We start from the raw sequence: 24,719 nt of genomic DNA, 5'->3' as shown, positions 1-24,719 counted from the left end.
GTGCTGATTCTTTCCCTTGACACATCCGCCGCCGCCAGCGCTGCTCTGGTGAGGACCGGCGTCGTTCTCCAGCGGTTCGCCTCGACCGACACGCGCTCGCACGCTGAAGTGCTGGCTCCCGCCGTCGAGCAGTTGTTGACTGACGCGGGGGTGCGTGGAACGGAACTCGATGCCATTGTGGTGGGCGTCGGTCCGGGCCCGTTCACGGGGCTGCGTGCGGGCATCGCGACGGCGCGGATGCTCTCCTTTGTGTGGAGCGTGCCGGTGCACGGAGTGATGAGCCTGGACGCGGTGGCCCTCGATGCGGGGCACACGGAGGGCGAGTTCGCGGTGGCCACCGACGCCCGGCGCAAGGAAGTGTACTGGGCGCGCTACCGGGCGGGATCGCCGCTGCCGGTACTCGTGGATGGTCCGCATGTTGGCCCCGCGGAAACCGTTCCGGACCTGCCCGTGTACGGGCGCGGTGCCGGCCTTTATGCCGAGCGGTTGACCGGTTCGGCCGGGGCAACCGAACTCACGCCCGACGCCGCTGCGTTGGCTTTGGTCGCAGACCATACCTTTGCCGGAGGCGGCACTCTGCGCCCCACCACGCCGCTGTACCTGCGGGAATCGGATGCCAAGGTGCCGGGTCCACGGAAGAAGGCGCTGCCGTGACCTTCGCCCTTCGGCCTATGCGGCTGCAGGACATTCCCGCGGTCGGCACCCTGGAGCAGGCGCTCTTCCCCATCGACGCCTGGCCGCTGGAACTGTTCTTCGACGAATTCGCGCAGACCGAGACGCGGCAATACCTGGTTGCTCAGGTTGATGGTGAGCTCGTCGGGTACTGCGGCGTCATGGTGGTCGGTACCACGGCGGACATCCAGACCATCGGTGTGCTGCCGGACTATGAGGGCCGGGGGATCGGCACGGCGATGCTGACCAGCATGCTCGAGGAAGCGCGGCGCCGGGGTGCAGCGGAAACCCTGCTGGAGGTACGCGAGGACAACCCACGGGCGCGCCGGCTGTATGAGCTGTTCGGCTTCGAGCACATCCACACCCGGCGCGGCTATTACCGGGATGGCGTGGGTGCCCACGTCATGCGGCTGATCTTCAACTCCTCCGGCGCGGCGAAAGGTGATCATGAACCGGTCTGAGCCCCTGGTGCTGGGGATCGAGTCCTCCTGTGACGAGACCGGCGTCGGAATCGTGCGGGGAACAACCCTGCTGACCAACGCGGTGTCATCCTCCATGGACGAGCACGTGCGCTTCGGTGGTGTCATTCCCGAGATCGCTTCGAGGGCACACCTCGACGCGATGGTGCCTACCCTTCAGCTGGCACTCGACGAGGCAGGGGTGCAGTTGTCCGACATCGATGCGCTCGCCGTCACCTCGGGACCGGGGCTGTCAGGCGCGCTCATGGTCGGCGTTGCGGCGGCGAAGGCACTGGCGGTGGCAACGGGCAAGCCGCTCTTCGCGGTGAATCACCTGGTGGCGCACGTCGGGGTCGGGTTGCTCGACGCCGGTGAACTGCCCGGGAATCTTGGCGCTCTGCTGGTGTCCGGCGGGCACACGGAGATACTGCGCGTGCGCAACCTGGCCTCCGACGTCGAGCTGTTGGGTTCGACCATCGACGACGCCGCGGGGGAAGCGTATGACAAGGTGGCGCGCATCCTCGGCCTCGGGTATCCGGGCGGCCCGGCGATCGACCGGATCGCGGCGCAGGGCAATCCTGCTGCCGTGCGGTTCCCGCGCGGGCTGAGCCAGCCGAAGTACCTGGGGACGGCGGAGCAACCCGGACCACACCGGTACGACTGGTCATTCAGCGGACTGAAGACCGCCGTCGCACGCTTCGTTGAGGACTGCGAGGCACGCGGGGTCGAGGTGCCGGTTGCGGACGTCGCGGCGTCCTTCCAGGAAGCAGTGGTGGACATCATCACGTCGAAGGCAGTGCTGGCGTGCCGCGAGAACGGCATCACGTCGCTGCTGCTGGGCGGGGGAGTGGCGTCGAACTCGCGGCTTCGTCAGCTGACCCGGGAACGCTGTGAGGCGGCGGGCATCACGCTGACCATCCCGCCGTCGTCGTTATGTACTGACAACGGCGCCATGGTCGCGGCGCTCGCCGCTCGCATCATCATGGACGGCGGCGAGCCCAGCGGGATCGGCTTCGGCACCGACTCCTCAATGCCCGTGAGTACGGTTCACCTCTAACCCACTCGCGTTCATTTGGCAGGACACGCCCCTAAAAGACGCGCAAAAGGGGTGTGTCCTGCAAACTCGACGGGGCTGTCGCTCCGGTGAGCGGCGGCTTACGGTTATGCCACGACTACCTATTCGGAACTGTTTCGGACTGAGAACGCCCGCTTGACCGAGATCCTCGAGACTGTGGAGGACTGGAATGCCCCGTCGCCGTGTACCGGCTGGACTGTCCGCGATGTGCTGGACCACCTGATCGATACGGAACGCGACTTCCTGAGCCAGCACGACATTGATGCGGGTTCGCGGCCGGACACCGCGCAGGATCCGGCGGGTGGGTGGAAGACTCACGCGTCGCGGGTTCAGCACGTCCTCGACACCGCGGAGCTCGCCGAAACGTCGTTCGACGGATTCTTCGGGCCCACAACGGTCGGCGCTACGCTCGCAACCTTCTACGGCTTCGACCTGCTGGTGCATCGTTGGGACATCGCACGCGGTGCCGGCAGGGACACCGAGTTCAACGAATCGGAGCTCGACCTCATTGAGAAGTCACTCGACGGCTTCGGCGAGAACCTGTACATGGAAGGTATCTGCAGGCCTGCGCTTCCCGCCCCGGCCGGCGCGGATCGGGCAACAAGACTCCTTGCCCGGATGGGCCGCGACGCCCGGTGGCGGCCAGCGGTCAACGCCTGACTTCTCGCACAATCCCGCGTTCATTTCGCAGGACACGCCCCGAAAGCACGCGCAAAAGGGGTGTGTCCTGCCAATTGAACGCGGGGGAGGGTCAGCTGCGGAGCTGGCGCACCATATCCAGTACGACGGCGCTCAGGTCGCCATTGTTCTCCGCGGCGATGCGGCGCTGGCGCTGGTAACCCGCGCCGCGCTGAAGGATCTTCTCGACGTCGGCCAGCTCTTGAGAGCAGCCAAGCTTCGCCGCGACGGGCTCCAGCCGGTTCAACTCGTCCAGCAGGTGTTCGGTGACGAGGCGCTCGTTGCCGGCGGCGTCCAGAATGATGATCGCCTCCAACCCGTAACGGGCGGCGCGCCACTTGTTCTCCTGCACATGCCAGGGCGGCATGGTGGGGATCGAGCCGCCGTTATCAAGGGTGGTGGAGAAGTCGTCCACAAGGCACTGGGTGAGCGCAGCCACCGCGCCGACGTCCTCGAGCGTCGAGAGTCCGTCGCATACGCGCATCTCAACGGTCCCCAGGTTGCCGACCGGGCGGATGTCCCAGCGGATCTCGCTCACGGTATCGATCACACCGGTGGTGAACATGTCCTGCACATAGGACTCGTACTCCGCCCAGCTGGGGAACTGGAACGGCAGGCCGGCGGTGGGCAGCTGCTGGAACATCAGCGCACGCTGGGACGCGTACCCCGTGTCCTCGCCACCCCAAAACGGCGACGACGCCGAAATCGCCTGGAAATGCGGGAAGTAGTTCACCAGCCCGTCGACCACCGGCAGCGCCTTGTCCCGTGAATCCAGGCCCACGTGCACATGGACGCCGTAAATGACCATCTGCTGGCCCCACCACTGGGTGCGGTCGATCAGCTTGAAGTAACGGTCCTTGTCCGTGACCGGCTGGGAACGCGGCGCGCTGAACGGATGCGACCCGGCGGAGAACAGCTCCACGCCCATCGGATCCGTGACCTCTCGCACCGCGGCCAGCGACCGGCTCAGGTCTTCCTTCGCTTCAGCGACCGTATGGCAGATGCCGGTCACGATCTCCACAGTGTTGAGGAGGAGTTCCTGCTTGATGTGGGGGTGCTCATCATCGGCCTGCAGCTCGGGATGCCGTTCGTTGACCCCGCGGAGCACCTCTTTGGCCACGGAGACCAGGTCGCCGTTGTACCGGTCGACCAGGGCCAGCTCCCACTCAACGCCGAGCGTCGACTGCTCGGACTTCGCGAACTCAATCTTCAATGCTGCTCCTGACCGGTACCGGACGGTGGGGAATGTGTGCCTCGGTATCGCGCCATCGCGGGTGAGAACTGACCCCAATAGTAGTGCAGAGCCCTGCCCTGCATTCGAATGGACAGCTTCGCGACCTAGTGTGAAGGTCAGGCGATTTTGAGCACGCATCATCCGAACCGGAGAAGGAGCAGGACATGAGCCACCACAAACAAGACGGGAACCAGTATGTGGTTCGATAACTGGTCAGACGTTCTTCGGGTTCTGCTGGTTGGCTCTGCCGCCTACGCCCTCCTGGTCGTCGTCCTTCGTCTGTCGGGTAAGAGGACACTCAGCCAGCTCAATGTCTTCGACTTCGTGGTTACCGTTGCGTTCGGATCCACGCTCGCGACCATCCTGCTCAGCACGGACGTCTCCTGGACGGAAGGAGCCTTCGCGCTCGGGCTGCTGGCCGGGCTGCAGTTCCTGGTTGCGCTGGTCTCCTCACGCTGGCCACGGTCCAGGAAGGCAATCGCATCCCGTCCTGCCCTTCTGTTCAGCAATGGCCGGATCCGGGAAACAGAGCTCCGGCGGAACCGGCTCACGGAATCTGAACTACTCCAGGCGGTCCGCATGCAGGGCAGCGGTGATCTTTCGCAGATCGCCGCCATCGTCCTCGAAACCAACGGAAAGATCAGCATCATCTCCGGGAGCAAGTACGGCAACGGATCTGCGCTGGAGGACGTCCTGGGGTCAGCGCATAATTGACAGGTGCCGATCCTGAACAAAGACATGGTCCTGTGTATCTCCCTGGCCGCGAGGCCCAGCAACATTGGAACCCGCTTCCACAACTGGCTGTATGACCAGCTCAACTTGAACTACATCTACAAGGCATTCACCACTACTGACCTGCCGGCAGCCATCGGCGGCGTCCGGGCGCTGAGGATTCGTGGATGTGCCGTGTCGATGCCGTTCAAGGAAGACGTCATCCCGCTTGTGGACCGCATGGACCCCTCCGCGCTGGCGATCGATTCGGTCAACACCATCGTGAACGACGGCGGCGTCCTGACCGCCTATAACACTGACTACCTTGCGGTCGCAGAACTGATTGGACAGCGCTCGGAGGTGTCGCCGTCGTCGTCGGTTTTGTTGCGTGGATCCGGAGGAATGGCCAAAGCCGTTGCGGCAGCGGTACGGGATGCAGGCTTCACGCAGGTGACGATCGTCGCGCGGAACGAGGAGGCCGGCAGGCGCCTGGCGGGGCTGTACGGGTTCGAGTGGCAGGCCGAGCCGGGAGACTCCACCGCGGACCTGCTCATCAACGTGACACCGCTTGGTATGGCCGGGCATGACGAGGATGTCCAGTCGTTCAGCGACGAGGCGATTGCCGCGGCGTCGCTGGTGTTCGACGTGGTTGCCTTGCCGTCGGAGACGCCGCTCATCCAGGCCGCCCGGCGCGCCGGCAAGCCCGTGGTCAGCGGTGCTGAAGTGATTGCGCTCCAGGCGGCCGAACAGTTTGTCCTCTACACGGGCGTGCGTCCATCGGCTGAACAGATCCGCGAGGCGGGGGAGTTCTCGCGGCTGCCTGCGTAGGCTTCGTAGTCAGCCCAGTACCGGGTCCAGCCCAAGTCTGGATTAGCCCAGTACCGGATCGACAACGACGGCGACGCGCTCCTCGCCGATCCGCGTCAGTACCAGCGTGGCCTTGTTCGTTGCCTTCTTCGAGCCGGCGAGAAGCTGCTTGCGCAGCTCTTCGGGCGTGACGGAGGTTCCGCGTTTCTTGATGTCGAGGACGCCGATGTCACTGGCTTTGACCCACGCTTTCAGCGCTTTGACGTTGTAGGGCATCACCTCAAGGATGCGGTATGGCCGGGCGAACGGGGTTTCCACCAGGGTCGGTGCGCAGATGTAGGCGATGTGCGGGTCAACCAGATGCCCGCCGACGGAGTGGGCGACGTCGGCCACCAAACCGGCCCGAATCACGGCGCCGTCCGGCTCGTACAGGTACCCTTCGACCGCGCCTACGGGGGCGCCGTCGTCCCCGCCGAAGTCGGTGTGGCTGGTCAGCTCCGTGGCGCCGTCGGTGCCGATGAGCAGTGCGCTGCGGCGAACATTGTTCCGGCGGAGGGCGTTGAACCAGAGCACTACTTCGGCGACGTCGCCGTCAACGCTCACCCACTGGGCCTCACAGTTGGGCGGGATCGCGTCATGCGGAATCCCGGGCCCCAGCTTCACACCGACCGGCATGCCGGTGTCGGCGAGGCTTTCCACGAAGGACAGGGGAGGCGAGAAAGCTTCCGGGTCGAAGAGGCGCTTCGTGCCTGAGCTGGAAGTGGTGCGTCGGGCGGGGTCCAGCCACACGCCGTCGTACTCTGTCAGGTCAAGGGAGGAGGCATCCGCGCTGACCACAGTCGCGTTTGCCCACGGCAGCAGGTTCATGGTGGCGGCGGCGGCGGTGGTTTCGTCGAGTTCGACGGCGGTGACGTCGCGTTCCAGGGTGGCGAGGGCCATCGAGTCCGCGCCGATTCCGCAGCCAAGGTCTGCGACCTTCTGAACGTTGGCAGTGACATAGCGCTGGGCGTGGCGCGCGGCGACGTTGAGGCGGGTGGCCTGTTCGAGGCCGGCGGGCGTGAAGAGCATCCGGGCGGCGAACGGACCGAACTTCACCTGTGCCTTGGCGCGGAGCCGGGACTGGGTGAGGGCCGCGTTGACGACATCGGGGGAATGTCCTGCCGCGCGAAGCTGTTCGTTGAGCCGGAGGCTGTCTGCTTCGGAGTAGGGTCCGAGCGAGTTGAGCAGCTCCCAGCCCTCGGGAGTCAGGATGGGCTCAAGGAGGTTCTGGGTCACGGTGTCGCTTTCAACTGGAGCTTTCGGCGAGGGGCTGTCGGCCAGAGCAGTCGGTCAGGGGCTGGGCCGGGCTCTCCAGTCTAAGGGCTCCGTGGCATCAGGGGCGTTTTCCTCGCGTGGACATCCGCGGTTGAATCGTTTGATGATCAGTGGAACGGGCTTCGACTCGGTTGACGTTCAGGGTGCCCTCGCTTCAGCGCTGCCGTATGGCACCGTCCTTTTCGGGATCGACGGCGTGGACGGCTCAGGCAAGACGACGTTCGCGGACTCGCTCGCGCGGTACCTGCGTGGAACGGGGAGATCGGTCATCCGGATAGGTCTGGACGATTTCCATAACCCGCGGTCGGTTCGCTATCGACGGGGGCGCACTTCTCCCGAAGGTTTCTGGCTCGACTCGTACGACTACGAACGCTTTCGCGAGTGGGTGGTGGAGCCGCTTTCCCTGGGCGGCAATGGCCGTATCAGGACGGCCTGCCACAACGTTGAGACAGATCGCAGGATCAGCCCCGCTGAGGTGGAGGCGCCGCCCGATTGCGTCGTCATTGTGGACGGCATGTTCCTGCACCGTGCCGAGCTCGATGGGGTGTGGGCGCGCTCTGTCTTCCTCGACGTGCCGTTTGCTGAGACAGCTCGACGCATGGCTTCCCGAGATGGATCGCCTCCCGATCCGGATCATTCGAGTCTTCGACGGTACGTGAACGGCCAGCGGCTGTACATCGCGGAGCGCGACCCGGCGCGGAAAGCGGCCTTTGTTGTCGATAACTCCGACTTCCACCGGCCCCGGTTGATCAACGCTGATTCGGTTTCCTACCGTCGCTGACCGAAATCCCGACGATTCCGTGCAGGTTTCGTTCCAACAACGACCCTTTGCTCGGCGTGTTGGAACCGACACGCCGCCGGCGCGTGCCAAACCTGCACGGAATCGCCGCGGAAAGCCCAGCAAGGACTGCGAAGGCGCCCGCCTCTGGCACTCACCTTGACCGAGTGCTAACCGTTGCATAAAGTCAGACTTGGCACTCTCACTATGAGGGTGCTAATCCTTCGAGGATGCGCCAACCGGCACCGCGACGACGGTCAGCGCCTGCTCGATACCCAAAGATTCATTCAAACCAAGTGAAGGAGAGGTCCGAGTGTCGGTCTCTATCAAGCCTCTTGAAGATCGTATTGTCGTCCGCCCGCTGGAAGGCGAGCAGACCACCGCATCCGGTCTGGTCATCCCGGACACCGCCAAGGAAAAGCCCCAGGAGGGCGAAGTCGTCGCAGTAGGCCCCGGCCGCGTTGACGACAATGGCAACCGCGTTCCCGTCGATGTTGCCGAAGGCGACGTCGTCATCTACTCCAAGTACGGCGGAACCGAAGTCAAGCACGGTGGCCAGGAATACCTGGTTCTTTCCGCCCGCGACGTTCTGGCGATCATCGTCAAGTAGTTGTGCAGAAGAACCCCGGTCATTTCAGGCCGGGGTTCTTTCCTGTCAGTACACATCCCTGCACAAGCCTGAAAGGAACGAAACAACATGGCAAAGCAGTTGGAATTCAACGACGCCGCCCGACGCAAGCTCGAAGCCGGCGTTGACAAGCTGGCCGACACCGTCAAGGTGACGCTCGGCCCCCGCGGACGCAATGTCGTCCTCGACAAGAAGTGGGGCGCCCCCACCATCACGAACGATGGCGTGACCATCGCCCGTGAGGTTGAGCTGGACGATCCCTACGAGAACCTTGGCGCACAGCTGGCCAAGGAAGTTGCCACCAAGACCAACGACGTCGCCGGTGACGGCACGACGACGGCTACCGTCCTCGCGCAGGCACTGGTCAAGGAAGGCCTGCGGAACGTTGCGGCAGGTGCTGCCCCCGGCGCACTGAAGCGCGGCATCGAAGTCTCCATCGAGGCTGTTGCTGCCCGCCTGCTGGAAAACGCCCGTGAAGTCGTCGGAAAGCAGACCGCAAACGTTGCAGCCATCTCCGCCCAGAGCCAGGAAGTCGGCGACCTGCTCGCCGAAGCTTTCGAGCGGGTCGGCAAGGACGGCGTAATCACGATCGAGGAATCCTCGACCACCCAGACCGAACTCGTCCTCACTGAAGGAATGCAGTTCGACAAGGGCTTCCTGAGCCCCTACTTCGTCACCGATGCAGAGCGTCAGGAAGCCGTCCTCGAAGACGCGCTCATCCTGATCAACTCCGGCAAGATCTCCGCCCTGCAGGAGTTTCTGCCGCTGCTCGAGAAGGCGCTGCAGGCAGGCAAGCCGCTGTTCATCATCGCCGAAGATATCGAAGGTGAAGCACTGTCCACCCTGGTGGTCAACAAGATCCGCGGCACCATCAACGTCGTGGCAGTCAAGGCTCCCGGGTTCGGTGACCGCCGCAAGGCCATGCTCCAGGACATCGCCACCCTCACCGGTGCGCAGGTTGTTTCCCCGGATCTCGGCCTGAAGCTTGACCAGGTCGGCCTTGAAGTTCTGGGCTCTGCCCGCCGCATCACCGTGACGAAGGACAACACCACCATCGTTGACGGCGCAGGCAGCGAGCAGGATGTTGCGGACCGCATTTCGCAGATCCGCGCTGAAGTTGAGCGCACCGACTCCGACTGGGACCGCGAGAAGCTCCAGGAGCGCCTCGCGAAGCTGGCCGGCGGCGTCGGCGTCATCAAGGTCGGTGCAGCCACCGAAGTTGAGCTCAAGGAAAAGAAGCACCGCATCGAGGACGCAGTGTCCTCCACCCGCGCAGCCCTCGAAGAGGGCATCGTGGCAGGCGGCGGGTCCGCACTGATCCACGCTGCGAAGGTCCTCGACGAGGATCCGAGCGTCCTCAAGCTCGAGGGCGACGCCGCTACCGCTGTCGGCCTCGTCCGCCGCGCTCTGGTCCAGCCGCTGCGCTGGATCGCCGAGAACGCGGGCTACGAGGGTTACGTTGTCATCGACAAGGTGAGCCAGCTTGAGGTCGGCCACGGCTTCAACGCGATCACCGGTGACTATGAAAACCTGGTCGACGCCGGCATCATCGACCCCGTCAAGGTCACCCGGTCGGCACTGCGCAACGCAGCGTCGATCGCCGCACTGGTTCTCACCACCGAAACCCTCGTGGTTGAGAAGCCGGCTGAGGAAGAAGAGCACCACGGCCACAGCCACTAGCGACACAGGGCGGGCGAGGACGGTGACCCACAAGAGGTCACAATCACGCCAGCCCTGAGGCTGATGTCCCACCAGCGCCCCGGTCCACGCGGACCGGGGCGCTGGTGCGTCAATGGCTCCCGGCGCACGGTAGGGATAACCCCACCCGAAGGATGACGAATCTGGGGGCCCGCACCAGAGACGCCGAGGTATGCACAAGGGAAGCATTGAGGTATCACTTTCAGTAGGACCGAAAGGCACTTCACAATGATCGAGCGCAACGCTCAACCCCGCAGCTGGTTCGGCCAGCTTGCCTCCGACACCGCCTACAACCTGGGGGGCTTCCTTCTCGGCCTGCCGGCCTTTGTGCTGGCTGTCAGCCTATTCAGCTTCGGGCTCTCCACGGCCATCATCTATATCGGCGTCTTCATCCTGGTCGGCGCGCTGTTGGTGGCCCGCTTCTTCGCCTCCGCGGAGCGGCAGCTCACGGAGTGGAACAGCGGCGCACTCCCGCCCGTGTACTACAGGCACGCAAACGCCCACTCACGGCTCAGGTCGGTGCTCGGACCGCTGTCCGATCTCCAGGCGTGGAAGGACCTCATCCACGCGTTCGTCAGCTTTCCGGTCCGCGTAGCAGCCTTCTCGATCACGCTCGCGTGGGTTGCGGGGGCACTCGGCGGAATGACCGAGTGGTTCTGGATACGTTTCATTCCAGGCGCCTCGACCGATGTGTGGGACCTGCTCGGTATCGATCCCGAATTCCACTGGCTCCTTCAATTCGGAGCCGGACTGATTCTCCTCCTCACGCTCCCGCCTCTCATGAAGGGCCTCGCCCGTATCCAACGCGCGCTCACCGTCGGCCTTCTCACCAATGAACGCCGCCAGCTTCGTGAAAGGACCGAGTACCTGACGAACTCCCGCAGCTCGGCAGTGGCCGCTGAAGCCGGGACACTTCGCAGGATCGAGCGGGACATTCATGACGGCCCGCAGCAGCGGATCGTTCGAATGGCCATGGACCTCGAATCTGCGAAACGACGGCTGCAGCCCGGCGATTCTGAGACCCGCGAGCTGATTGAAGGTGCGATCAACCAGTCCCGCGAGGCGCTGGCCGAACTGCGCTCGCTCTCGCGTGGTATCGCTCCGCCGGTCCTCGTTGAACGCGGACTCCCGGCCGCGCTCGACGCCGCGGCGGCACGCTGCCCGGTTCCCGTCACGCTCAACACCAACGGGATTGGAAGTGGCCGCTTCACTCCGGCCGCTGAGAGCGCGGCCTACTTCGCCGCCGTCGAAGCGTTGACCAATGTAGCCAAACACTCGAACGCCACCGAATGCCGCCTCAGCGCACGCGCGGAAGAAGGTGTCCTCACGGTGGAGGTAGAGGACAACGGCAGGGGCGGCGCACACGTCGGCAAGGGAACCGGGCTGGCCGGCCTGCAGGACCGGCTCGCCGGCGTCGATGGCGCACTGGAGATTGACTCTCCGGTTGACGGAGGTACCACAGTGCGGATCAGCATCCCGGTCCCGGTCAGCCAACCGGTGTGACCGGAGCCGGCGCCCCGACCGAACGAACCCGTAGGAAACCGGGCGGTAGAGTCCAAAGGTGCGAGTAGTTCTGGCAGAAGATTCCGTCCTCCTGCGGGAGGGCCTCATCCGGCTCCTGGCTGAGGGCGGCGCGGAGGTGGTGGCGGCAGTGGAGGACGGCGACGCCCTCACCGCCGCCGTCTCAACCCACCAGCCCGACGTCGTTATCACCGATGTGCGGATGCCGCCGTCGTTCTCTGATGAAGGTTTGCGCGCCGCGGCAGCAATTCGGCAAAGCCACCCGGGAATCGGCATCCTCGTCCTGTCGCAGTATGTGGAGCTGACCTACGCGTCGGATCTGATGGCGGGGGCGTCAGCGGTCGGAGCCGGTGGAGTCGGTTACCTGCTCAAGGACCGCATCTCACGGCTGGAAGACATGATGGACGCGCTGGTCCGGGTGAAGGACGGCGGGATGGTGCTGGATCCGGAAGTGGTGGCGGCGGCGTTCAACCGGAGGGACGGCAATACGGTGAGTTTGCTCACGCCGCGGGAGCGGGAAGTGCTGCAGCTCATGGCAGAGGGCCGCACCAACGCGGCCATCGCACGGCAGCTCACGCTCTCCGCAGGCGGCGTGGAGAAGAACATCTCGTCGATTTTCACGAAGATGGACCTCCCGCCCCACCTGGATGACCATCGCCGCGTGCTTGCTGTGTTGAGCTGGATCCGGAACGGACGCTGACGCTACGGAATAGGGTGCACCCTCCTTTCGTTTTACGATAGAAGACCGCACAACCGGCAGAAGTGAAGCCGGTGGTTCCTTCCTCCACATCCCCCGAAAGAGGCGCCGCGTTGAGCGAACTGTCGAACCATGACCCCTTCGGCTTCATCGGCCTGACGTACGACGACGTCCTGCTGCTTCCCGGGCACACGGACGTCATCCCGTCAGAAGCAGATACCAGCTCGCGGGTCTCCCGGCGGATCACCGTCCAGACCCCCCTGCTGTCCTCCGCCATGGACACCGTCACTGAAGCGCGCATGGCCGTCGCCATGGCACGCCAGGGCGGTCTCGGCGTCATTCACCGCAACCTGTCCATCGCGGATCAGGCCGAGCAGGTGGATCGCGTCAAGCGCAGCGAGTCCGGCATGATCACCAACCCGGTCACCATCGGACCTGACGCCACCCTGCGTGAGCTCGACGACCTCTGCGGCCACTACCGCGTCTCCGGCCTTCCCGTGGTCGACGGCGGAGGCAAGCTCCTCGGCATCGTCACCAACCGCGACACCCGCTTCGTGTCGGAATCCGAGTTCCCGAAGCGCCTGGTCCGCGAAGTGATGACCCAGATGCCGTTGGTCACCGGTCACGTGGGCATCAGCGGCGAGGACGCCATCGGCCTCCTCGGCAAGAACAAGATCGAGAAGCTTCCGCTGGTCGACGACGACGGCATTCTCCGCGGCCTCATCACCGTCAAGGACTTCACGAAGGCGGAGCAGTATCCGCTCTCCACAAAGGACGACGACGGCCGTCTCCGTGTGGGGGCAGCCATCGGTTTCTTCGGTGACGGCTGGGAACGCGCCATGGCGCTGGTCGACGCCGGTGTGGACGCGTTGTTCGTAGACACCGCCAACGGCCACAGCGCCGGAGTACTCGACATGATTGCCCGGCTCAAGGCCGAGAAGTCCGCCGCCCATGTGGACATCATCGGCGGTCAGGCCGCAACCCGCGAGGGTGCGCAGGCGCTGATCGATGCCGGGGCAGACGGCATCAAGGTGGGTGTTGGCCCGGGGTCCATCTGCACCACGCGTGTAGTGGCCGGCGTCGGTGTTCCTCAGGTGACGGCGATCTACGAGTCCGCGAAGGCAGCGATCCCCGCAGGCGTTCCGCTGATTGCCGACGGCGGACTGCAGTATTCCGGTGATATCGGCAAGGCCCTGGTGGCCGGTGCCGACACCGTCATGCTCGGTTCCCTCCTGGCCGGCTCGGCTGAAGCGCCGGGTGAGCTGGTCTTCGTCAACGGCAAGCAGTACAAGACCTACCGCGGCATGGGTTCACTCGGTGCCATGCAGACCCGCGGGAAGAACACGTCGTACTCCAAGGACCGCTACTTCCAGGCGGACGTGACGGGCGACGACAAGCTCATTCCCGAGGGGATCGAGGGGCGCGTGGCGTACCGGGGACCGCTCGCATCCGTGGCCTACCAGCTCGTCGGCGGCCTGCGGCAGACCATGTTCTACACCGGCGCACGCACCATCGAAGAGCTGAAGGCCAAGGGCAAGTTTGTGCGCATCACCTCGGCGGGGCTCAAGGAATCGCATCCCCATGACATCCAGATGACGGTGGAAGCCCCCAACTACGGATCGAAGTAACGAGCCGGACGTCAGAGCGGCCCGAACTGCGTTCTGCCGTTCGGGTCCCGGTGGGTTCGGGACATCTCCTCGAGCGTCTGCCTCAGGCCGGGCTCCTTCCCGATCCGGGCGCGGAAGAGGTGCGCCGCGTTCTCGATGTGCCAGGCCGGGATGAGGAGCGTCCCGGCGAAGAACGCTATAAGGAAGAACACTCCCAGCACGGCTCCGGCGATGGACCCCGGGCTGAGGCTCGCATCCCCGGAGAGGGCAAGCGCCAGCATCAGGCCGCAGGACCCGACCGCCACGAGGGTGATTCCGGTCCACGCGCCGCGGACGGTGCGCGGGGCCCGTGACGACGCCGGGTGCCGGGATGAAGGAACGGTCCGGCGGCGCCGTCGTGAATGAAGGACGCCTGCAGCTCCACCGGTGAGCACAGCCCCGGCAGCTGCGTAGACAACCGCACCGGGCGCGGTGAATGCCAGCGCAAGGGCCACCAGCGCCAGCCAGGCGCACCAGAAGTACAGCATGAGAAACGTTGCCCGGCTTTGCGCGTCGTTGAGCGCCATGCGCCTGAGAATGCTGCCGGCGCCAGCTCCTGCCTCACTGAGTTGAGGCGACATCCAGTAGTCGAGTGGACGGGCTTCCTGGCTCACTCGGAACCGATCGTCCCGTTATCCAGGTCCAGGGCTTTCTCAAATAACTCCAGCGCAACGGACTCGTCCACTTCGCGCTTCACGAGCTGATCACCCTCGCCCGTGGCCAGCTGCCATGTGCCGGACTGATCGACCATGAGGTTGGCAGTCTTCGGCTGCACGCCCAGGCCGTGGTGCTTGATCTGCGCGGCAACCGGACGGCGCACATCCGGGCCGCTCTCAACCGACTCCGGCCCGGAACCCCGCAGGTAGTGCGCGGCCGCATCCAACCCGAACTTCAGGACGGGGCTGTCGTTCTTCAGGGGAGTGAACCCGTGTGTGCCGTTTCCGTTGGCGTTTGCCACGAAAACCCCGCCGGCGGATGCCACCGCGAACATGACGTGGTTCCGGTCAGGCGTCAGCAGGGCGACCTCGAGCCACTCTGCCGCAGTCGCCATGACGGCGGCAAGAAACTCTGTCGGCCCCTTGAGGACCAGGTCATCCTCGTTCATCTCGGCCAGGCCACGCACGAGGAGAGTCGTCATGCCGGCTTTGGTCAGTTGCTCATTGGCCGCCTGCGGGGTGAGTCGGAAGATTTCACGCGTCAGCGCAGTGGACTCACCATCGTTGAAGGCAAGCAGTGCCAGAATCTCGTGTTCGGTCAGTTGCAGCGAATCCGTGGTGGTCAATGCTCTCTCCGGGATCGGGGGTGTTTAGCGGGGTCCTGGAATGACGCTACTAGCCGAAGGCCCAGTTCCATGCATCTTCCGCTCCGTCTGCGATGGCGTCAGCGCCATCAGAGATGGCATCACCCGCATCGGATGCGAAATCGGTAATCCGTTCGGTGACCGGCACATCACCGGACAGGAACTGCGCGCCCGCCCAGACAAGTGAGGCCGCCGCAAAGAACGGAGCAGCCGGCGTAGGCGTGAGGCTGCCCGCGGCGAGGATGGTGGTGATTGCACCGTCGGCCACAACGTGACCGTCCCCTGACTGGATGCCCTGGTAGGTCTGACCCAGCCCGGTGATGATGCTGAGCCCGCCGGCGAACTTGCCGGCCAGGTTCAGGGCGTTGAGGGTCTGCGTTCCGCGGAGGTAGCCCACTTCCGGCGCCGTGCCGAAGTTGGGAGTCAGCAGGTCCGCCCGCGCCATCGCATTCAGGAGGCGCTCGGCTCCCAACCCGCCGGCAGAAGTGACCCAGTTCGCTATCTGGAACGGCGGCCATCCACCCAGATCTCCCAGCCCGTTGCCAAAGAGATCGAGGAGGTCATTGTCCGCGGAAGCCGGTGCGCTTTCTCCCGGTGCCCTTCCGTCCTGTGCGCTCGCGGGCACACCATCGAAGCCGCCGCCGCCGCCGTCGTTGCTTGTCTGTTCCTGCTGGGCGGCCTGATCGGCCAGCGCGTGCGAGTGCGTCTCCAGCATGGCCGCCGTCTGGTTGAGCTGCACCCGTACGGACGTGTGCCAGCGGGTACGGAACTGGGCGGCGTCCGGCCCGTTCCAGGGGATTCCGTTCAGCAGCGCAGTGATGGTTTGGTCCGCCGTCGTAATGGCGGCACTGGAACTCCCCATGGAACGGGCGAGATCGCGCAACTGTTGGGGGTTGGCCCCGATTGTTTCCCCAGACATGGTTCTGACTGTACGCAACGGTACCCACATGGGCGATGGGCAGGTCTCCCCGCTGGGATAACCTAGACCGGTGACTTACGAGATTGAGATCGGCCGAAGCAAGCGCGGACGCAGGGCATATTCCCTCGATGACCTTGCGGTGGTCCCGTCCCGCCGTACCCGGGACCCGCTGGACGTCTCGGTGCAATGGCAGATCGACGCCTACCAGTTCGAGATGCCGGTCATCGCCGCGCCCATGGATTCCACCATGTCACCCGCGACTGCGATCGCCATGGGCAAGCTGGGCGGGCTCGGTGTCCTCAATCTCGAAGGCCTCTGGACCCGCTATGAGGACCCAACGCCGGTCCTCGAGGAAATCGCGGGTCTGTCCACCGGGAACTTCAGTCCCGCAGCCACCCGCCGCATGCAGGAGCTGTACGAGGCCCCCATCCAGGCTGAACTGATCACCAGCCGGCTGGCCGAAATGCGCGACGCCGGCGTGACCGTTGCCGGGTCCCTCACACCGCAGCGCACCCAGGAGTTCTACAAGACTGTCCTGGCCGCCGGCGTCGACATCTTCGTTATCCGCGGCACCACGGTCTCGGCCGAACACGTGTCCAAGAACGAGGAACCGCTCAATCTCAAGCAGTTCATCTACGAACTCGATGTCCCAGTCATTGTTGGCGGCGCGGCCGGCTACACGCCCGCGCTGCACCTCATGCGCACCGGCGCGGCCGGCGTGCTGGTCGGCTTCGGTGGTGGAGCAACGACGACGACGCGGCGCGCCCTCGGCATCCACTCACCGATGGCGTCGGCCATCTCGGACGTCGCTGCGGCCCGCCGCGACTACCTGGATGAATCCGGCGGCCGGTACGTCCACGTCATCGCCGACGGCGGGATGGGCACCAGCGGGGATATCGTGAAGGCCATCGCGGTCGGTGCGGACGCCGTCATGCTCGGCTCAGCACTCGCGCGTGCAGAGGAAGCCCCCGGCAAGGGATGGCACTGGGGGCAGGAAGCGCACCACAGCGAACTTCCCCGCGGAGACCGGGTGAACGTCGGCACGGTGGGGCCGCTTGAGGAAGTGCTCTGGGGGCCCTCGCACCACACCAACGGCACCTCGAACATGGTCGGTGCCCTGCGCCGCGCCATGGCAACCACCGGGTACTCGGACCTGAAGGAATTCCAGCGGGTGGAGGTAGTCCTCTCGCCCTACCTTTCCAACGGCTGATTGCCTAAGGTTGGGGGACCAGTCCGCAACGATGAAGGTGGATCACGGCCATGACCAAAGGCGCCCTCAGCCCCCAGCAGCGTGAAGATGCACTTGCCGCTCTGAAGTCCACCAACCAACCCGGCAAGGAACTGGACATCCTGATCGTGGGAGGCGGCGTCGTCGGCGTCGGTTCTGCCCTGGATGCGGTGACGAGGGGTCTTGACGTCGGGATCGTTGAGGCACGGGACTGGGCTGCGGGCACATCCTCGCGTTCATCGAAGCTGATCCACGGCGGACTGCGCTACCTCGAGATGCTGGATTTTGCCCTCGTACAGGAGGCACTCAAGGAACGCGGACTGCTGATCCAGCGGATCGCACCGCACCTCGTCCGGCCGGTGCCGTTCCTGTATCCGCTGACCAAGCGCTTCGTTGAGCGGCCGTATGTGGGCGCGGGCATCCTGCTCTACGACACGATGGGAATGACTTCCGGCAACTCCCGGGGCGTCCCCATGCATAAGCACCTCACGCGCAGGGGTACCCTCCGGGCCGCCCCCAGCCTCAAGGATGACGCCATGGTGGGGTCAATCCGCTACTACGACGCCCAGGTGGATGACGCGCGCTACGTCGTCAATATGATGCGCACCGCGGCATCCTACGGAGCCAAGGCAGCAAACCGGGTCTCGGTCGAGAACTTCCTGCGGGAAGGTGAGCGCGTTGTCGGCGCACGTGTGAAGGACCAGGAGACCGGCGAGGAATTCAGCATCCGCGCCAAACAGGTTGTCAACGCTACCGGCGTCTGGACGGATGAAACCCAGGCCATGGTCACGGACCGCGGCCAATTGAAGGTCCGGGCATCGAAGGGCATCCACCTCGTGGTGCCGCGGGACCGTTTCCAGTCCACCGTAGGGCTCATCCTGCGTACCGAGAAGTCCGTCCTGTTCGTCATTCCCTGGGGACGGCACTGGATAATCGGCACCACGGACACCGACTGGGACCTGGACAAGGCGCATCCCGCAGCGTCGTCGTCGGACATCGACTACATCCTTGAGCACGTGAACAAGGTGGTGAAGCGGCCGCTCACGCGTGAGGATGTGGAGGGCGTCTACGCCGGCCTGCGTCCATTGCTGGCCGGGGAGAACGACTCCACGGCCAAGCTCTCCCGCGAACATGTGGTCGCCCACCCCGTTCCGGGGCTGGTCGTTGTCGCCGGCGGCAAGTGGACAACCTACCGCGTGATGGCCAAGGACGCCGTGGATGAAGCTTCGCGCGCCCTCGACGAGCGGGTCCCGGCCAGCTGTACCGAGACCGTTCCGCTGCTCGGCGCCGAGGGTTACAGGGCAGCCTGGAACAAGCGCGCCCGCATGGCCGAGGACGCCGGAGTCCATGTTGCCCGCGTCGAGCATCTGCTGCAGCGGTATGGCACCGATGCCGAGCTGGTGCTTGCCCTGATCCGCGGGGACGCTTCGCTCGCAGAGCCGCTTCCCGGCGCTGACGACTACCTGCGTGCCGAGGTTGTGTTCGCCGCCACGCACGAGGACGCCCGCCACGTCGATGACGTGCTGACCCGCCGCACCCGCATCTCGATCGAGTCCTGGGACCGCGGCGTTTCGGCGGCTCCAGTCGTGGCAAATCTCATGGCACCGCACCTCAACTGGAGCGACGCGCAGATTGACCGTGAGGTTAAGCACTACCTCGCCCGGGTGGAAGCTGAAAGACTCAGTCAACAGCAGCCCGATGACGTGTCAGCCGACAGCGCACGCATGGGAGTCGAAGACATCGTGCCGCTAAGCTAGAGCCGGATCGGTGCACCGGTCAGGCAGAGGCGCCCGGCGCACCCGTCCTCCGCACACGTTCCCGATTCTCCCGTGAGAGGCCGGTTGTGACACCCCTCGACCTGCATGACGCCGAACTGACCACACCACAGCTGGTAATCCTCGACATGGTGGCTGAGGACAAGTCCGACGCCGCTGCCCAGCTGGCTGCCCGCCTGCACCAGGCGGGGCGCATTACAGACCTTGAGGGCTTCCTTGCGCAGGTCAACTCCCGCGAGCACCAGATGGCCACCGGCCTGCCGGGAGGCGTGGGGGTGCCCCACGCCAGGAGTGAGTTCGTCGAGCAGACGTCAATCGCCGTCGGTGTCACGCGGTACGGCCACAGCCTCGATTTCGGCGCCCAGGACGGCCCCGCAACACTGGTGCTCCTGATCGCGACACCCGCCGAGTCCTTCTCCGAGCACCTTGAGGTCCTCGCAACGCTGGCCCGTTCCCTGTTCAAGGAGAATTTTCGGGAGTCGCTGCGCCGTGCGCATGACGCCGAGGTGATCAGCGAACTCATCAATTCATCGCTGGTGTTCTTCGACCACTAGTACCTGGGAAGTTTTGCGCAGCTCCGGCGACTTCGACGCCGTCGGAGCCCACCGGAGCTGCGCAAAACTTCCGGGTTTGCCTTCCGGGTTTACTCCGTCCGCCACGACCGCCACAGCGACGCGTACGAGCCGCCGAGTGCAAGCAGTTCGTCATGGGAGCCGAGTTCGGTGATGTTGCCGTTCTCCACGACGGCCACGCGGTCGGCGTCGTGAGCTGTATGCAGGCGGTGCGCAATTGCCACAACCGTGCGCCCCTCCAGTACCGCGCTGAGTGAACGCTCCAAATCCCGTGCTGCCTGCGGATCGATCAGCGACGTCGCCTCATCGAGCACCAGCGTGTGCGGATCGGCCAGGACAAGCCGGGCCAGGGCGACTTCCTGCGCCTGGGCAGGGGTCACTTCGTACGCACCTGAGCCAACCTCCGTTTCCAGCCCCTCAGGCAGGGCGCGCGCCCAACCCAGCGCACCGACGTCGTCCAGTGCCTTTTCAATCTCGGCGGATGTCGCGTCCGCCTTACCGAGCCGGATGTTGTCGGCGAGGGAGCCCACGAACACGTGATGCTCCTGCGTCACCAGGGCAACCTCGCGGCGCAGCGCATCGAGCGGGCGATCCACCAGCGGCACCCCTCCCACCGTCACCGATCCGCCGGTGGGTGGATGGATGCCCGCGATCAACCGTCCAAGCGTCGATTTGCCGGCACCGGACGGTCCCACCATCGCGAGGCGCTCACCCCGCCGCAGCTGAAGGTCGACGCCGTGCAGCACATCGTGGCCCGGCCGGTAAGCGTAGCGGGCGGCGGAGACCGTGATGTCATCGGACGAAGGCTGGACGTCGGTCGCAGTCCGGTCCGCCGGGACGTTCTTGATCCCGATGATGCGGGCCAGTGACGCCGCGCCCACCTGGATCTCATCCGTCCACATGATGAGCAGGTCCACCGGGTCGATCAGGCGGACGGCGAACAGTGCCACCGTAGCGACCGCTCCCGGAGTGACCAGGTCCGTCGAAGCAAGCCAGCCGCCCCACAGCAGCACACCGGCCACCGGGAGCCAGAATGCGGTGTCCGCAGCCGGAAACAGCACCGACCGCAGCCACAGCGTGTAGCGCTCGGCGGCGAAACTGCCGGAGAGCGACTCATCCATCCGCTTGCGGCGCAGTCCTCCGAGGCCCAGCGCATCAACCGTGCGTGCACCCTCGATGGTCTCGGTGATGGCTCCGTTCACCACCGCGTAGCTCTCCCGCTCGGCCTTGTAACCGGCGGAGCTGCGCTTGAGATACCAGCGGGTGGCCGGATACAGCAGGGGAACACCTACCAGGAGGGCAAGCGAAAGCAGGGGAGAGGTGAGGATCGCCGCGGCCAGCGTGATGATGATGGTCACCACCGAGACCACCACCTGCGGCACGCCGAAGCGGACGGTGTGGGAGACGGACTCGACATCGTTGGTGGTGCGGGAGACTAGGTCGCCCGTGCCGGCCTTTTCCACCGTGGACAGCGGCAGTGAGGTGACCTGCGCCATGAAGTCCTCACGCAGTTCAGCGAACACCGTTTCACCGAAGATCATGCCGGCCCGGACAGCGAGCTTGCGCAAAACCGCCTGGACCACCAGGAACCCCAGCATCAGCAGCGACATGGCGGCAATGAACCCGCTGGTGGTGCCCGCTACCACGGCGTCGACAACCTGGCCGAGGATGAACGGTCCCACCAGTCCGGCAGCTGCCGAGCCGACGTAGAGCAGCACAACCCTGGCCAGCCCGCCCCGGTGGTGGCGGATCAGGCGCAGTGATTCCGCCTTCACGGCGCGCGCATCAGCAACCGGCAGCTTCGTCGATACAGCTGCAGCCGGATCGGTCGTCGGCTCTGATATCTGGGTATCACTCACTGCGGATCACCACATTTCGGTAGGCAGGGACGGCCGACATCAGTTCCTGATGCGTTCCTTGCGCGCTCAGGCGGCCATCTTCGAGGAAGACAACATGGTCCATGGCACCGAGCATCAGCGGGCTGGCAGTCACGACGACGGTGGTACCGCCTTCACTGCTCCGCGCCCGTCCCAGCCGCTCGGCGATCCGGGATTCGGTATGTGCATCGACTGCGCTGGTCGGCTCGATGAGCACGAGGGTCTCGGCGTCTGTCAGCAGCGCCCGGGCAAGGACCAGGCGCTGGCGCTGACCGCCCGAGAACCCGCGTCCCCGTTCGGTGACCTCGGAATCCAGGGCCGCTTCAAGGCCGTCGAGAATATCCAGTGCGCTGGCGGCTTCAAGCGCGGCAAGGATCTCCGCGTCACTGTGCCGCCCGTGCGGGTCGAGCTGGCTGCGCAGGGTGCCGGTGAACAGCTGCGGGTTGGCTTCGCTCACCACAATCCGGCGCCGGACGTCATCGAGGGGAACCTCGTGCAGGGCGGCCTCACCCCACCGAACCACAGCTTCCCGGAGTACCGCGTCATCGAAGCGGCCCAGCCGGGTGGCGAGGTCCGCCGACGTAGCGGGGTCAGCTGAGACCAGTGCGGTCAGTCCGCCGGGCTGGAGCGCCACACCGCTTGAGGTATCCACGAGCGGAGCGGTACCGGCAGGTGCGGTGGCGGTGGCGTTGTCAGTGATGTTCGCGTCAACGGACAGCACGTTGATGATCTTGCGGGCTCCCACGAGCGCCCGGATCGAGTGTGAGACCCCGTCGGCGGCACTTCGGATGGGGGTCATCAGGAAGACGGAATAGCCAAACAACGCCACCAGCTGGCCGGGTTCTACCTCGCCGTTCAGCACCAGGGTGGCACCCACCCAGGTGAAGACCACACTGAAGGCACCGGCGATGAAGACCTGGGAGGCTTCCAGTGTGGCTAGCGAGCGCGCAACCTTGATGCCGGCGTCGCGCGTTTCCGCTGACCGCTCACGGTACCGGTTGACGAAGATGTGCTCCCCGCCGATCCCGCGCAGCACGCGAAGGCCGGCGACAGTGTCGGCGCCGACGGCGGTCATCTTCCCCGAAGCATCACGCTGTTCGCGCTGACGGGCCTGCAACGGACGCACCACAAACAGGAGCAGCGCGCAGCACGCCGGAACACCGATCAGCACAACAACCGCGAGCATGACCGAACTCAGCGCAATGAGCGCGCACACCACGAGCCAGGAAACCAGCGCACCCGCGAGGCGGGCGGCGACGTAGAAGATCTCGCCCAGGCGGGTAGCATCGGACGCCGCCGTGGACACCACCTCGCCGGTTGAAAGCTTCTGCGGCAGTGCGTCACCCGTGCGGGTGATCTTGTAGCCCACGAGACGGATCGACTTGAAGGCCGCCTGCATCCAGTTGCTGATCGCCGCGCGGTGCGCCAGCATGCCCGCGAACGCCTGCCCCACGGTGAGGGCAACGAGGATGAGGACCCACCACAGCAGCGCGTCCCAGCTGCGGCCGATGATTCCCTGATCGATGGCGCGGCCCAGTGCGAAGGGAACAACTGCCTGCGCCACCATGAGGAGCGTTTCCAGCACGACGGCGGCAGCCAGGGTGCCTTTCTGTCTGGACGCGAGCCACAACAGATAGCGGGACGGCGACCTGAGGTCAGGGCGGCCTGGATCGGGGTAGGGGTACGAGCGCACGAGAAACAATCGTAGTAGCAAATCCCGCAAAGTGATAGATGATTCCCAATCACTTTTTGGGGGAGTGATCTCCGTCTCCTGGAGGGGGCCGCAATTCGTTCGCTTCCAACGGCACGAAGTACCGTTAAGGGGTGTTGAAAACCGCGCTCAAGCCGCGATGGATCCTTTCGCTGATCCTCGCCATGGCTATTGCCGCGCTTTTCGTCCTCCTGAGTCAGTGGCAGTTCTCGCGCTCGCAGGATTCCGCCCCACCTCCTCCCAGTACCACCGAGCAGATCCAGCCCCTTCCCGAGGTCTTTCAGCCGGGCATCCCCATGACTGCCGGCGTCGCAGACCAGATGGTCAGGATGGAAGGCCGCTTCCTGCCGGACACCCGGGTTCTGGTGCAGACGCGTCTGCAGGGTGACCGCGACGGCCTGTGGGTGGTCTCCGCATTCGAGGTGGCCGGGTCCGGCCGGCCCGCAGCCGTCCTGCCCGTGGTTCACGGCTGGGTCCCTGAGGCTGAAGCCGCATCAGAGGTGCCCGAGCGCGCGGGTGCGGCCGTCGTGGAAGGAAGGCTGCTCCCAACGGAAGCCCCAGCGGTTCAGCTGCCCGTTCCCGGGCAGGTTCCCACCCTGTCCGTTGCGCAGCTCATCAACGTGTGGGATGTACCCCTGGTGTATTCCGGATTCGTTGTCTCCTTCGAGACCGTTCTGGACGGCAGCACCGTCCAGCCTGAGGCGCCGCTGGAGGCAGTGGAAATAGGTCCGCAGCCGCAGGAGACGCCGCTCAACTGGCTCAACATCTTCTATGCCGTGGAGTGGTTCGTCTTCGCCGGATTTGCCTTCTTCCTCTGGTGGCGGCTCGTTGCCGACGATCACCGCCGCACGCTGGAAGAGGAACAGGATCAGGACATCACGGCCGATCTGCACTCCCCACAACAGACCGAACCCACAACCGACGAGGTAAGAACGTGACCGACTCCGCACCAGCAAAGAGCCCCACCGGTAAACGCCGCTTCGGGGGAACACACGCCCAGATCCGATCGGCGCTCAGCTTCTACAAGGTGCTGGCCTACGCGACCGGCGTCATGCTGCTGCTCGTCGTGGTGGAGATGATTGCGAAGTACGGCTTCGGTGCGGAAATCATCGCCGGAGGGTCGGCCGGCGCACTCGGTCTGGTTGACGAGGCACAGGTGGACGGCGCGGGTGGGTTCAACCTGTCAACCGCCGTGCTCATCGTCCATGGCTGGCTGTACGTGGTGTACCTGATCGCTGATTTCCGGCTCTGGCAGTTCATGCGCTGGCCGTTCTCCCAGTTCGTGATCATTGCCCTGGGCGGCGTGGTCCCGCTGCTCTCCTTCATCGTGGAGAAGCGCGTCCACCGCCGCGTGGAGGAAGAACTCGCGGCCCATCCCGAAGCGAAGGCCCGGTACTGACTCAATGATGTGCAGCCTCAC

24 protein-coding genes are annotated in these 24,719 nt (G+C 65.1%); 17 read left to right on the top strand and 7 right to left on the bottom strand.

Annotation, left to right across the window (positions count from 1 at the left end; all coding sequences use genetic code 11):
* The 4 genes from tsaB (at nucleotide 1) to JOD47_RS02415 (ending at nucleotide 2,865) form a co-directional block, all read left to right on the top strand.
* Nucleotides 1–654: a tRNA (adenosine(37)-N6)-threonylcarbamoyltransferase complex dimerization subunit type 1 TsaB gene (tsaB, locus tag JOD47_RS02430; protein WP_204531598.1), complete on the top strand. Its 654-nt coding sequence runs from the start codon at nucleotides 1–3 to the stop codon at nucleotides 652–654.
* Nucleotides 651–1,133 (top strand): ribosomal protein S18-alanine N-acetyltransferase, encoded by a 483-nt coding sequence (gene rimI, locus JOD47_RS02425; protein ID WP_372432781.1) that lies wholly within the window; start codon nucleotides 651–653, stop codon nucleotides 1,131–1,133. The genes tsaB and rimI overlap by 4 nt, the downstream gene beginning before the upstream one ends.
* On the top strand, nucleotides 1,120–2,187 hold the full coding sequence (gene tsaD / locus JOD47_RS02420; RefSeq protein ID WP_204531596.1) for a tRNA (adenosine(37)-N6)-threonylcarbamoyltransferase complex transferase subunit TsaD: 1,068 nt from the start codon (nucleotides 1,120–1,122) through the stop codon (nucleotides 2,185–2,187). Before rimI ends, tsaD begins: the two co-directional genes overlap by 14 nt.
* 129 nt (nucleotides 2,188–2,316) lie before the next feature.
* Nucleotides 2,317–2,865 carry a TIGR03086 family metal-binding protein gene (locus JOD47_RS02415; protein ID WP_204536367.1) on the top strand — a complete coding sequence of 183 codons (549 nt, stop codon included), beginning with the start codon at nucleotides 2,317–2,319 and terminating at the stop codon, nucleotides 2,863–2,865.
* Nucleotides 2,866–2,956: 91 nt separating this feature from the next.
* Here the strand turns inward: JOD47_RS02415 and JOD47_RS02410 are convergent, their stop codons facing one another.
* Nucleotides 2,957–4,096 carry a glutamate--cysteine ligase gene (locus JOD47_RS02410; protein ID WP_204531588.1) on the bottom strand — a complete coding sequence of 380 codons (1,140 nt, stop codon included), beginning with the start codon at nucleotides 4,094–4,096 and terminating at the stop codon, nucleotides 2,957–2,959.
* Nucleotides 4,097–4,312: 216 nt separating this feature from the next.
* Here JOD47_RS02410 and JOD47_RS02405 point away from each other — a divergent pair, with 216 nt between their 5' ends.
* Both JOD47_RS02405 and JOD47_RS02400 read left to right on the top strand, forming a co-directional pair.
* Nucleotides 4,313–4,831 carry a DUF421 domain-containing protein gene (locus JOD47_RS02405; RefSeq protein WP_204531586.1) on the top strand — a complete coding sequence of 173 codons (519 nt, stop codon included), beginning with the start codon at nucleotides 4,313–4,315 and terminating at the stop codon, nucleotides 4,829–4,831.
* 3 nt (nucleotides 4,832–4,834) lie between these two features.
* On the top strand, nucleotides 4,835–5,656 hold the full coding sequence (locus tag JOD47_RS02400; protein WP_204531584.1) for a shikimate 5-dehydrogenase: 822 nt from the start codon (nucleotides 4,835–4,837) through the stop codon (nucleotides 5,654–5,656).
* Nucleotides 5,657–5,698: 42 nt separating this feature from the next.
* Here JOD47_RS02400 and JOD47_RS02395 read toward each other — a convergent pair whose 3' ends face one another.
* Nucleotides 5,699–6,910: a class I SAM-dependent methyltransferase gene (locus tag JOD47_RS02395; protein ID WP_204531576.1), complete on the bottom strand. Its 1,212-nt coding sequence runs from the start codon at nucleotides 6,908–6,910 to the stop codon at nucleotides 5,699–5,701.
* Nucleotides 6,911–7,052: 142 nt separating this feature from the next.
* Between JOD47_RS02395 and JOD47_RS02390 the strand changes: the two genes are divergently transcribed.
* The 6 genes from JOD47_RS02390 (at nucleotide 7,053) to guaB (ending at nucleotide 13,899) form a co-directional block, all read left to right on the top strand.
* Nucleotides 7,053–7,730: a nucleoside/nucleotide kinase family protein gene (locus JOD47_RS02390; RefSeq protein WP_204531575.1), complete on the top strand. Its 678-nt coding sequence runs from the start codon at nucleotides 7,053–7,055 to the stop codon at nucleotides 7,728–7,730.
* Nucleotides 7,731–8,040: 310 nt separating this feature from the next.
* Nucleotides 8,041–8,337: a co-chaperone GroES gene (groES, locus tag JOD47_RS02385; protein ID WP_204531574.1), complete on the top strand. Its 297-nt coding sequence runs from the start codon at nucleotides 8,041–8,043 to the stop codon at nucleotides 8,335–8,337.
* Nucleotides 8,338–8,424: 87 nt separating this feature from the next.
* Nucleotides 8,425–10,035, top strand: coding sequence for a chaperonin GroEL (groL, locus tag JOD47_RS02380; RefSeq protein ID WP_204531573.1), 1,611 nt, complete (start codon nucleotides 8,425–8,427; stop codon nucleotides 10,033–10,035).
* Between the two features lie 246 nt (nucleotides 10,036–10,281).
* Entirely contained in the window at nucleotides 10,282–11,556 is a 1,275-nt protein-coding gene (locus tag JOD47_RS02375) for a sensor histidine kinase (protein WP_204531572.1), read from the top strand.
* 58 nt (nucleotides 11,557–11,614) lie between these two features.
* On the top strand, nucleotides 11,615–12,274 hold the full coding sequence (locus JOD47_RS02370) for a response regulator transcription factor (protein ID WP_204531571.1): 660 nt from the start codon (nucleotides 11,615–11,617) through the stop codon (nucleotides 12,272–12,274).
* A 119-nt stretch (nucleotides 12,275–12,393) separates the two neighbouring features.
* Nucleotides 12,394–13,899 carry an IMP dehydrogenase gene (gene guaB, locus JOD47_RS02365; RefSeq protein ID WP_372432839.1) on the top strand — a complete coding sequence of 502 codons (1,506 nt, stop codon included), beginning with the start codon at nucleotides 12,394–12,396 and terminating at the stop codon, nucleotides 13,897–13,899.
* An 11-nt stretch (nucleotides 13,900–13,910) separates the two neighbouring features.
* Here guaB and JOD47_RS02360 read toward each other — a convergent pair whose 3' ends face one another.
* Genes JOD47_RS02360 through JOD47_RS02350 form a run of 3 tightly spaced genes read right to left on the bottom strand, consistent with a single transcriptional unit; the run spans nucleotide 13,911 to nucleotide 16,136 of the window.
* Complete coding sequence (locus JOD47_RS02360) at nucleotides 13,911–14,531, bottom strand: hypothetical protein (RefSeq protein ID WP_204531563.1); 621 nt, start codon at nucleotides 14,529–14,531, stop codon at nucleotides 13,911–13,913.
* Complete coding sequence (locus JOD47_RS02355; protein ID WP_204531562.1) at nucleotides 14,528–15,199, bottom strand: hypothetical protein; 672 nt, start codon at nucleotides 15,197–15,199, stop codon at nucleotides 14,528–14,530. The genes JOD47_RS02360 and JOD47_RS02355 overlap by 4 nt, the downstream gene beginning before the upstream one ends.
* Nucleotides 15,200–15,248: 49 nt before the next feature.
* On the bottom strand, nucleotides 15,249–16,136 hold the full coding sequence (locus JOD47_RS02350) for a hypothetical protein (protein WP_204531561.1): 888 nt from the start codon (nucleotides 16,134–16,136) through the stop codon (nucleotides 15,249–15,251).
* 70 nt (nucleotides 16,137–16,206) lie between these two features.
* On the opposite strand from JOD47_RS02350, the gene JOD47_RS02345 reads away from it, so the two are divergent.
* From JOD47_RS02345 to JOD47_RS02335, 3 genes are all read left to right on the top strand, one after another.
* Nucleotides 16,207–17,346, top strand: coding sequence for a GuaB3 family IMP dehydrogenase-related protein (locus tag JOD47_RS02345; protein ID WP_204531557.1), 1,140 nt, complete (start codon nucleotides 16,207–16,209; stop codon nucleotides 17,344–17,346).
* 50 nt (nucleotides 17,347–17,396) lie between these two features.
* Nucleotides 17,397–19,121, top strand: a complete 1,725-nt coding sequence (locus JOD47_RS02340) for a glycerol-3-phosphate dehydrogenase/oxidase (protein ID WP_204531555.1) — start codon at nucleotides 17,397–17,399, stop codon at nucleotides 19,119–19,121.
* An 86-nt stretch (nucleotides 19,122–19,207) separates the two neighbouring features.
* Entirely contained in the window at nucleotides 19,208–19,693 is a 486-nt protein-coding gene (locus JOD47_RS02335) for a PTS sugar transporter subunit IIA (RefSeq protein WP_204531553.1), read from the top strand.
* Nucleotides 19,694–19,782: 89 nt separating this feature from the next.
* Here JOD47_RS02335 and JOD47_RS02330 read toward each other — a convergent pair whose 3' ends face one another.
* Both JOD47_RS02330 and JOD47_RS02325 read right to left on the bottom strand, forming a co-directional pair.
* Nucleotides 19,783–21,570, bottom strand: coding sequence for an ABC transporter ATP-binding protein (locus JOD47_RS02330; RefSeq protein WP_307836181.1), 1,788 nt, complete (start codon nucleotides 21,568–21,570; stop codon nucleotides 19,783–19,785).
* Entirely contained in the window at nucleotides 21,563–23,281 is a 1,719-nt protein-coding gene (locus JOD47_RS02325; RefSeq protein WP_204531551.1) for an ABC transporter transmembrane domain-containing protein, read from the bottom strand. The genes JOD47_RS02330 and JOD47_RS02325 overlap by 8 nt, the downstream gene beginning before the upstream one ends.
* Nucleotides 23,282–23,412: 131 nt before the next feature.
* On the opposite strand from JOD47_RS02325, the gene JOD47_RS02320 reads away from it, so the two are divergent.
* A complete protein-coding gene (locus JOD47_RS02320) occupies nucleotides 23,413–24,237 on the top strand; it encodes an SURF1 family protein (protein WP_204531549.1) in 825 nt (274 codons plus the stop codon).
* On the top strand, nucleotides 24,234–24,698 hold the full coding sequence (locus JOD47_RS02315) for a DUF3817 domain-containing protein (protein WP_204531547.1): 465 nt from the start codon (nucleotides 24,234–24,236) through the stop codon (nucleotides 24,696–24,698). Before JOD47_RS02320 ends, JOD47_RS02315 begins: the two co-directional genes overlap by 4 nt.
* The last annotated feature ends 21 nt before the right edge of the window (nucleotides 24,699–24,719 follow it).

It is taken from the genome of Arthrobacter tumbae, from assembly GCF_016907495.1.
Classification (GTDB): domain Bacteria; phylum Actinomycetota; class Actinomycetes; order Actinomycetales; family Micrococcaceae; genus Arthrobacter_D; species Arthrobacter_D tumbae.
The sequence above is the reverse complement of the archived record's forward strand: the minus strand, read 5'-3'. Positions and strand labels throughout refer to the sequence as shown.

Excerpts from the sequence above, each read along its gene's own strand:
- JOD47_RS02390 (WP_204531575.1), top strand. The coding sequence starts at position 7,053 with ATGATCAGTGGAACGGGCTTCGACTCGGTTGACGTTCAGGGTGCCCTC.
- JOD47_RS02375 (WP_204531572.1), top strand. The coding sequence starts at position 10,282 with ATGATCGAGCGCAACGCTCAACCCCGCAGCTGGTTCGGCCAGCTTGCC.
- tsaD (WP_204531596.1), top strand. The coding sequence starts at position 1,120 with ATGAACCGGTCTGAGCCCCTGGTGCTGGGGATCGAGTCCTCCTGTGAC.
- JOD47_RS02350 (WP_204531561.1), bottom strand. The coding sequence starts at position 16,136 with ATGTCTGGGGAAACAATCGGGGCCAACCCCCAACAGTTGCGCGATCTC.
- JOD47_RS02405 (WP_204531586.1), top strand. The coding sequence starts at position 4,313 with ATGTGGTTCGATAACTGGTCAGACGTTCTTCGGGTTCTGCTGGTTGGC.
- JOD47_RS02340 (WP_204531555.1), top strand. The coding sequence starts at position 17,397 with ATGACCAAAGGCGCCCTCAGCCCCCAGCAGCGTGAAGATGCACTTGCC.
- groL (WP_204531573.1), top strand. The coding sequence starts at position 8,425 with ATGGCAAAGCAGTTGGAATTCAACGACGCCGCCCGACGCAAGCTCGAA.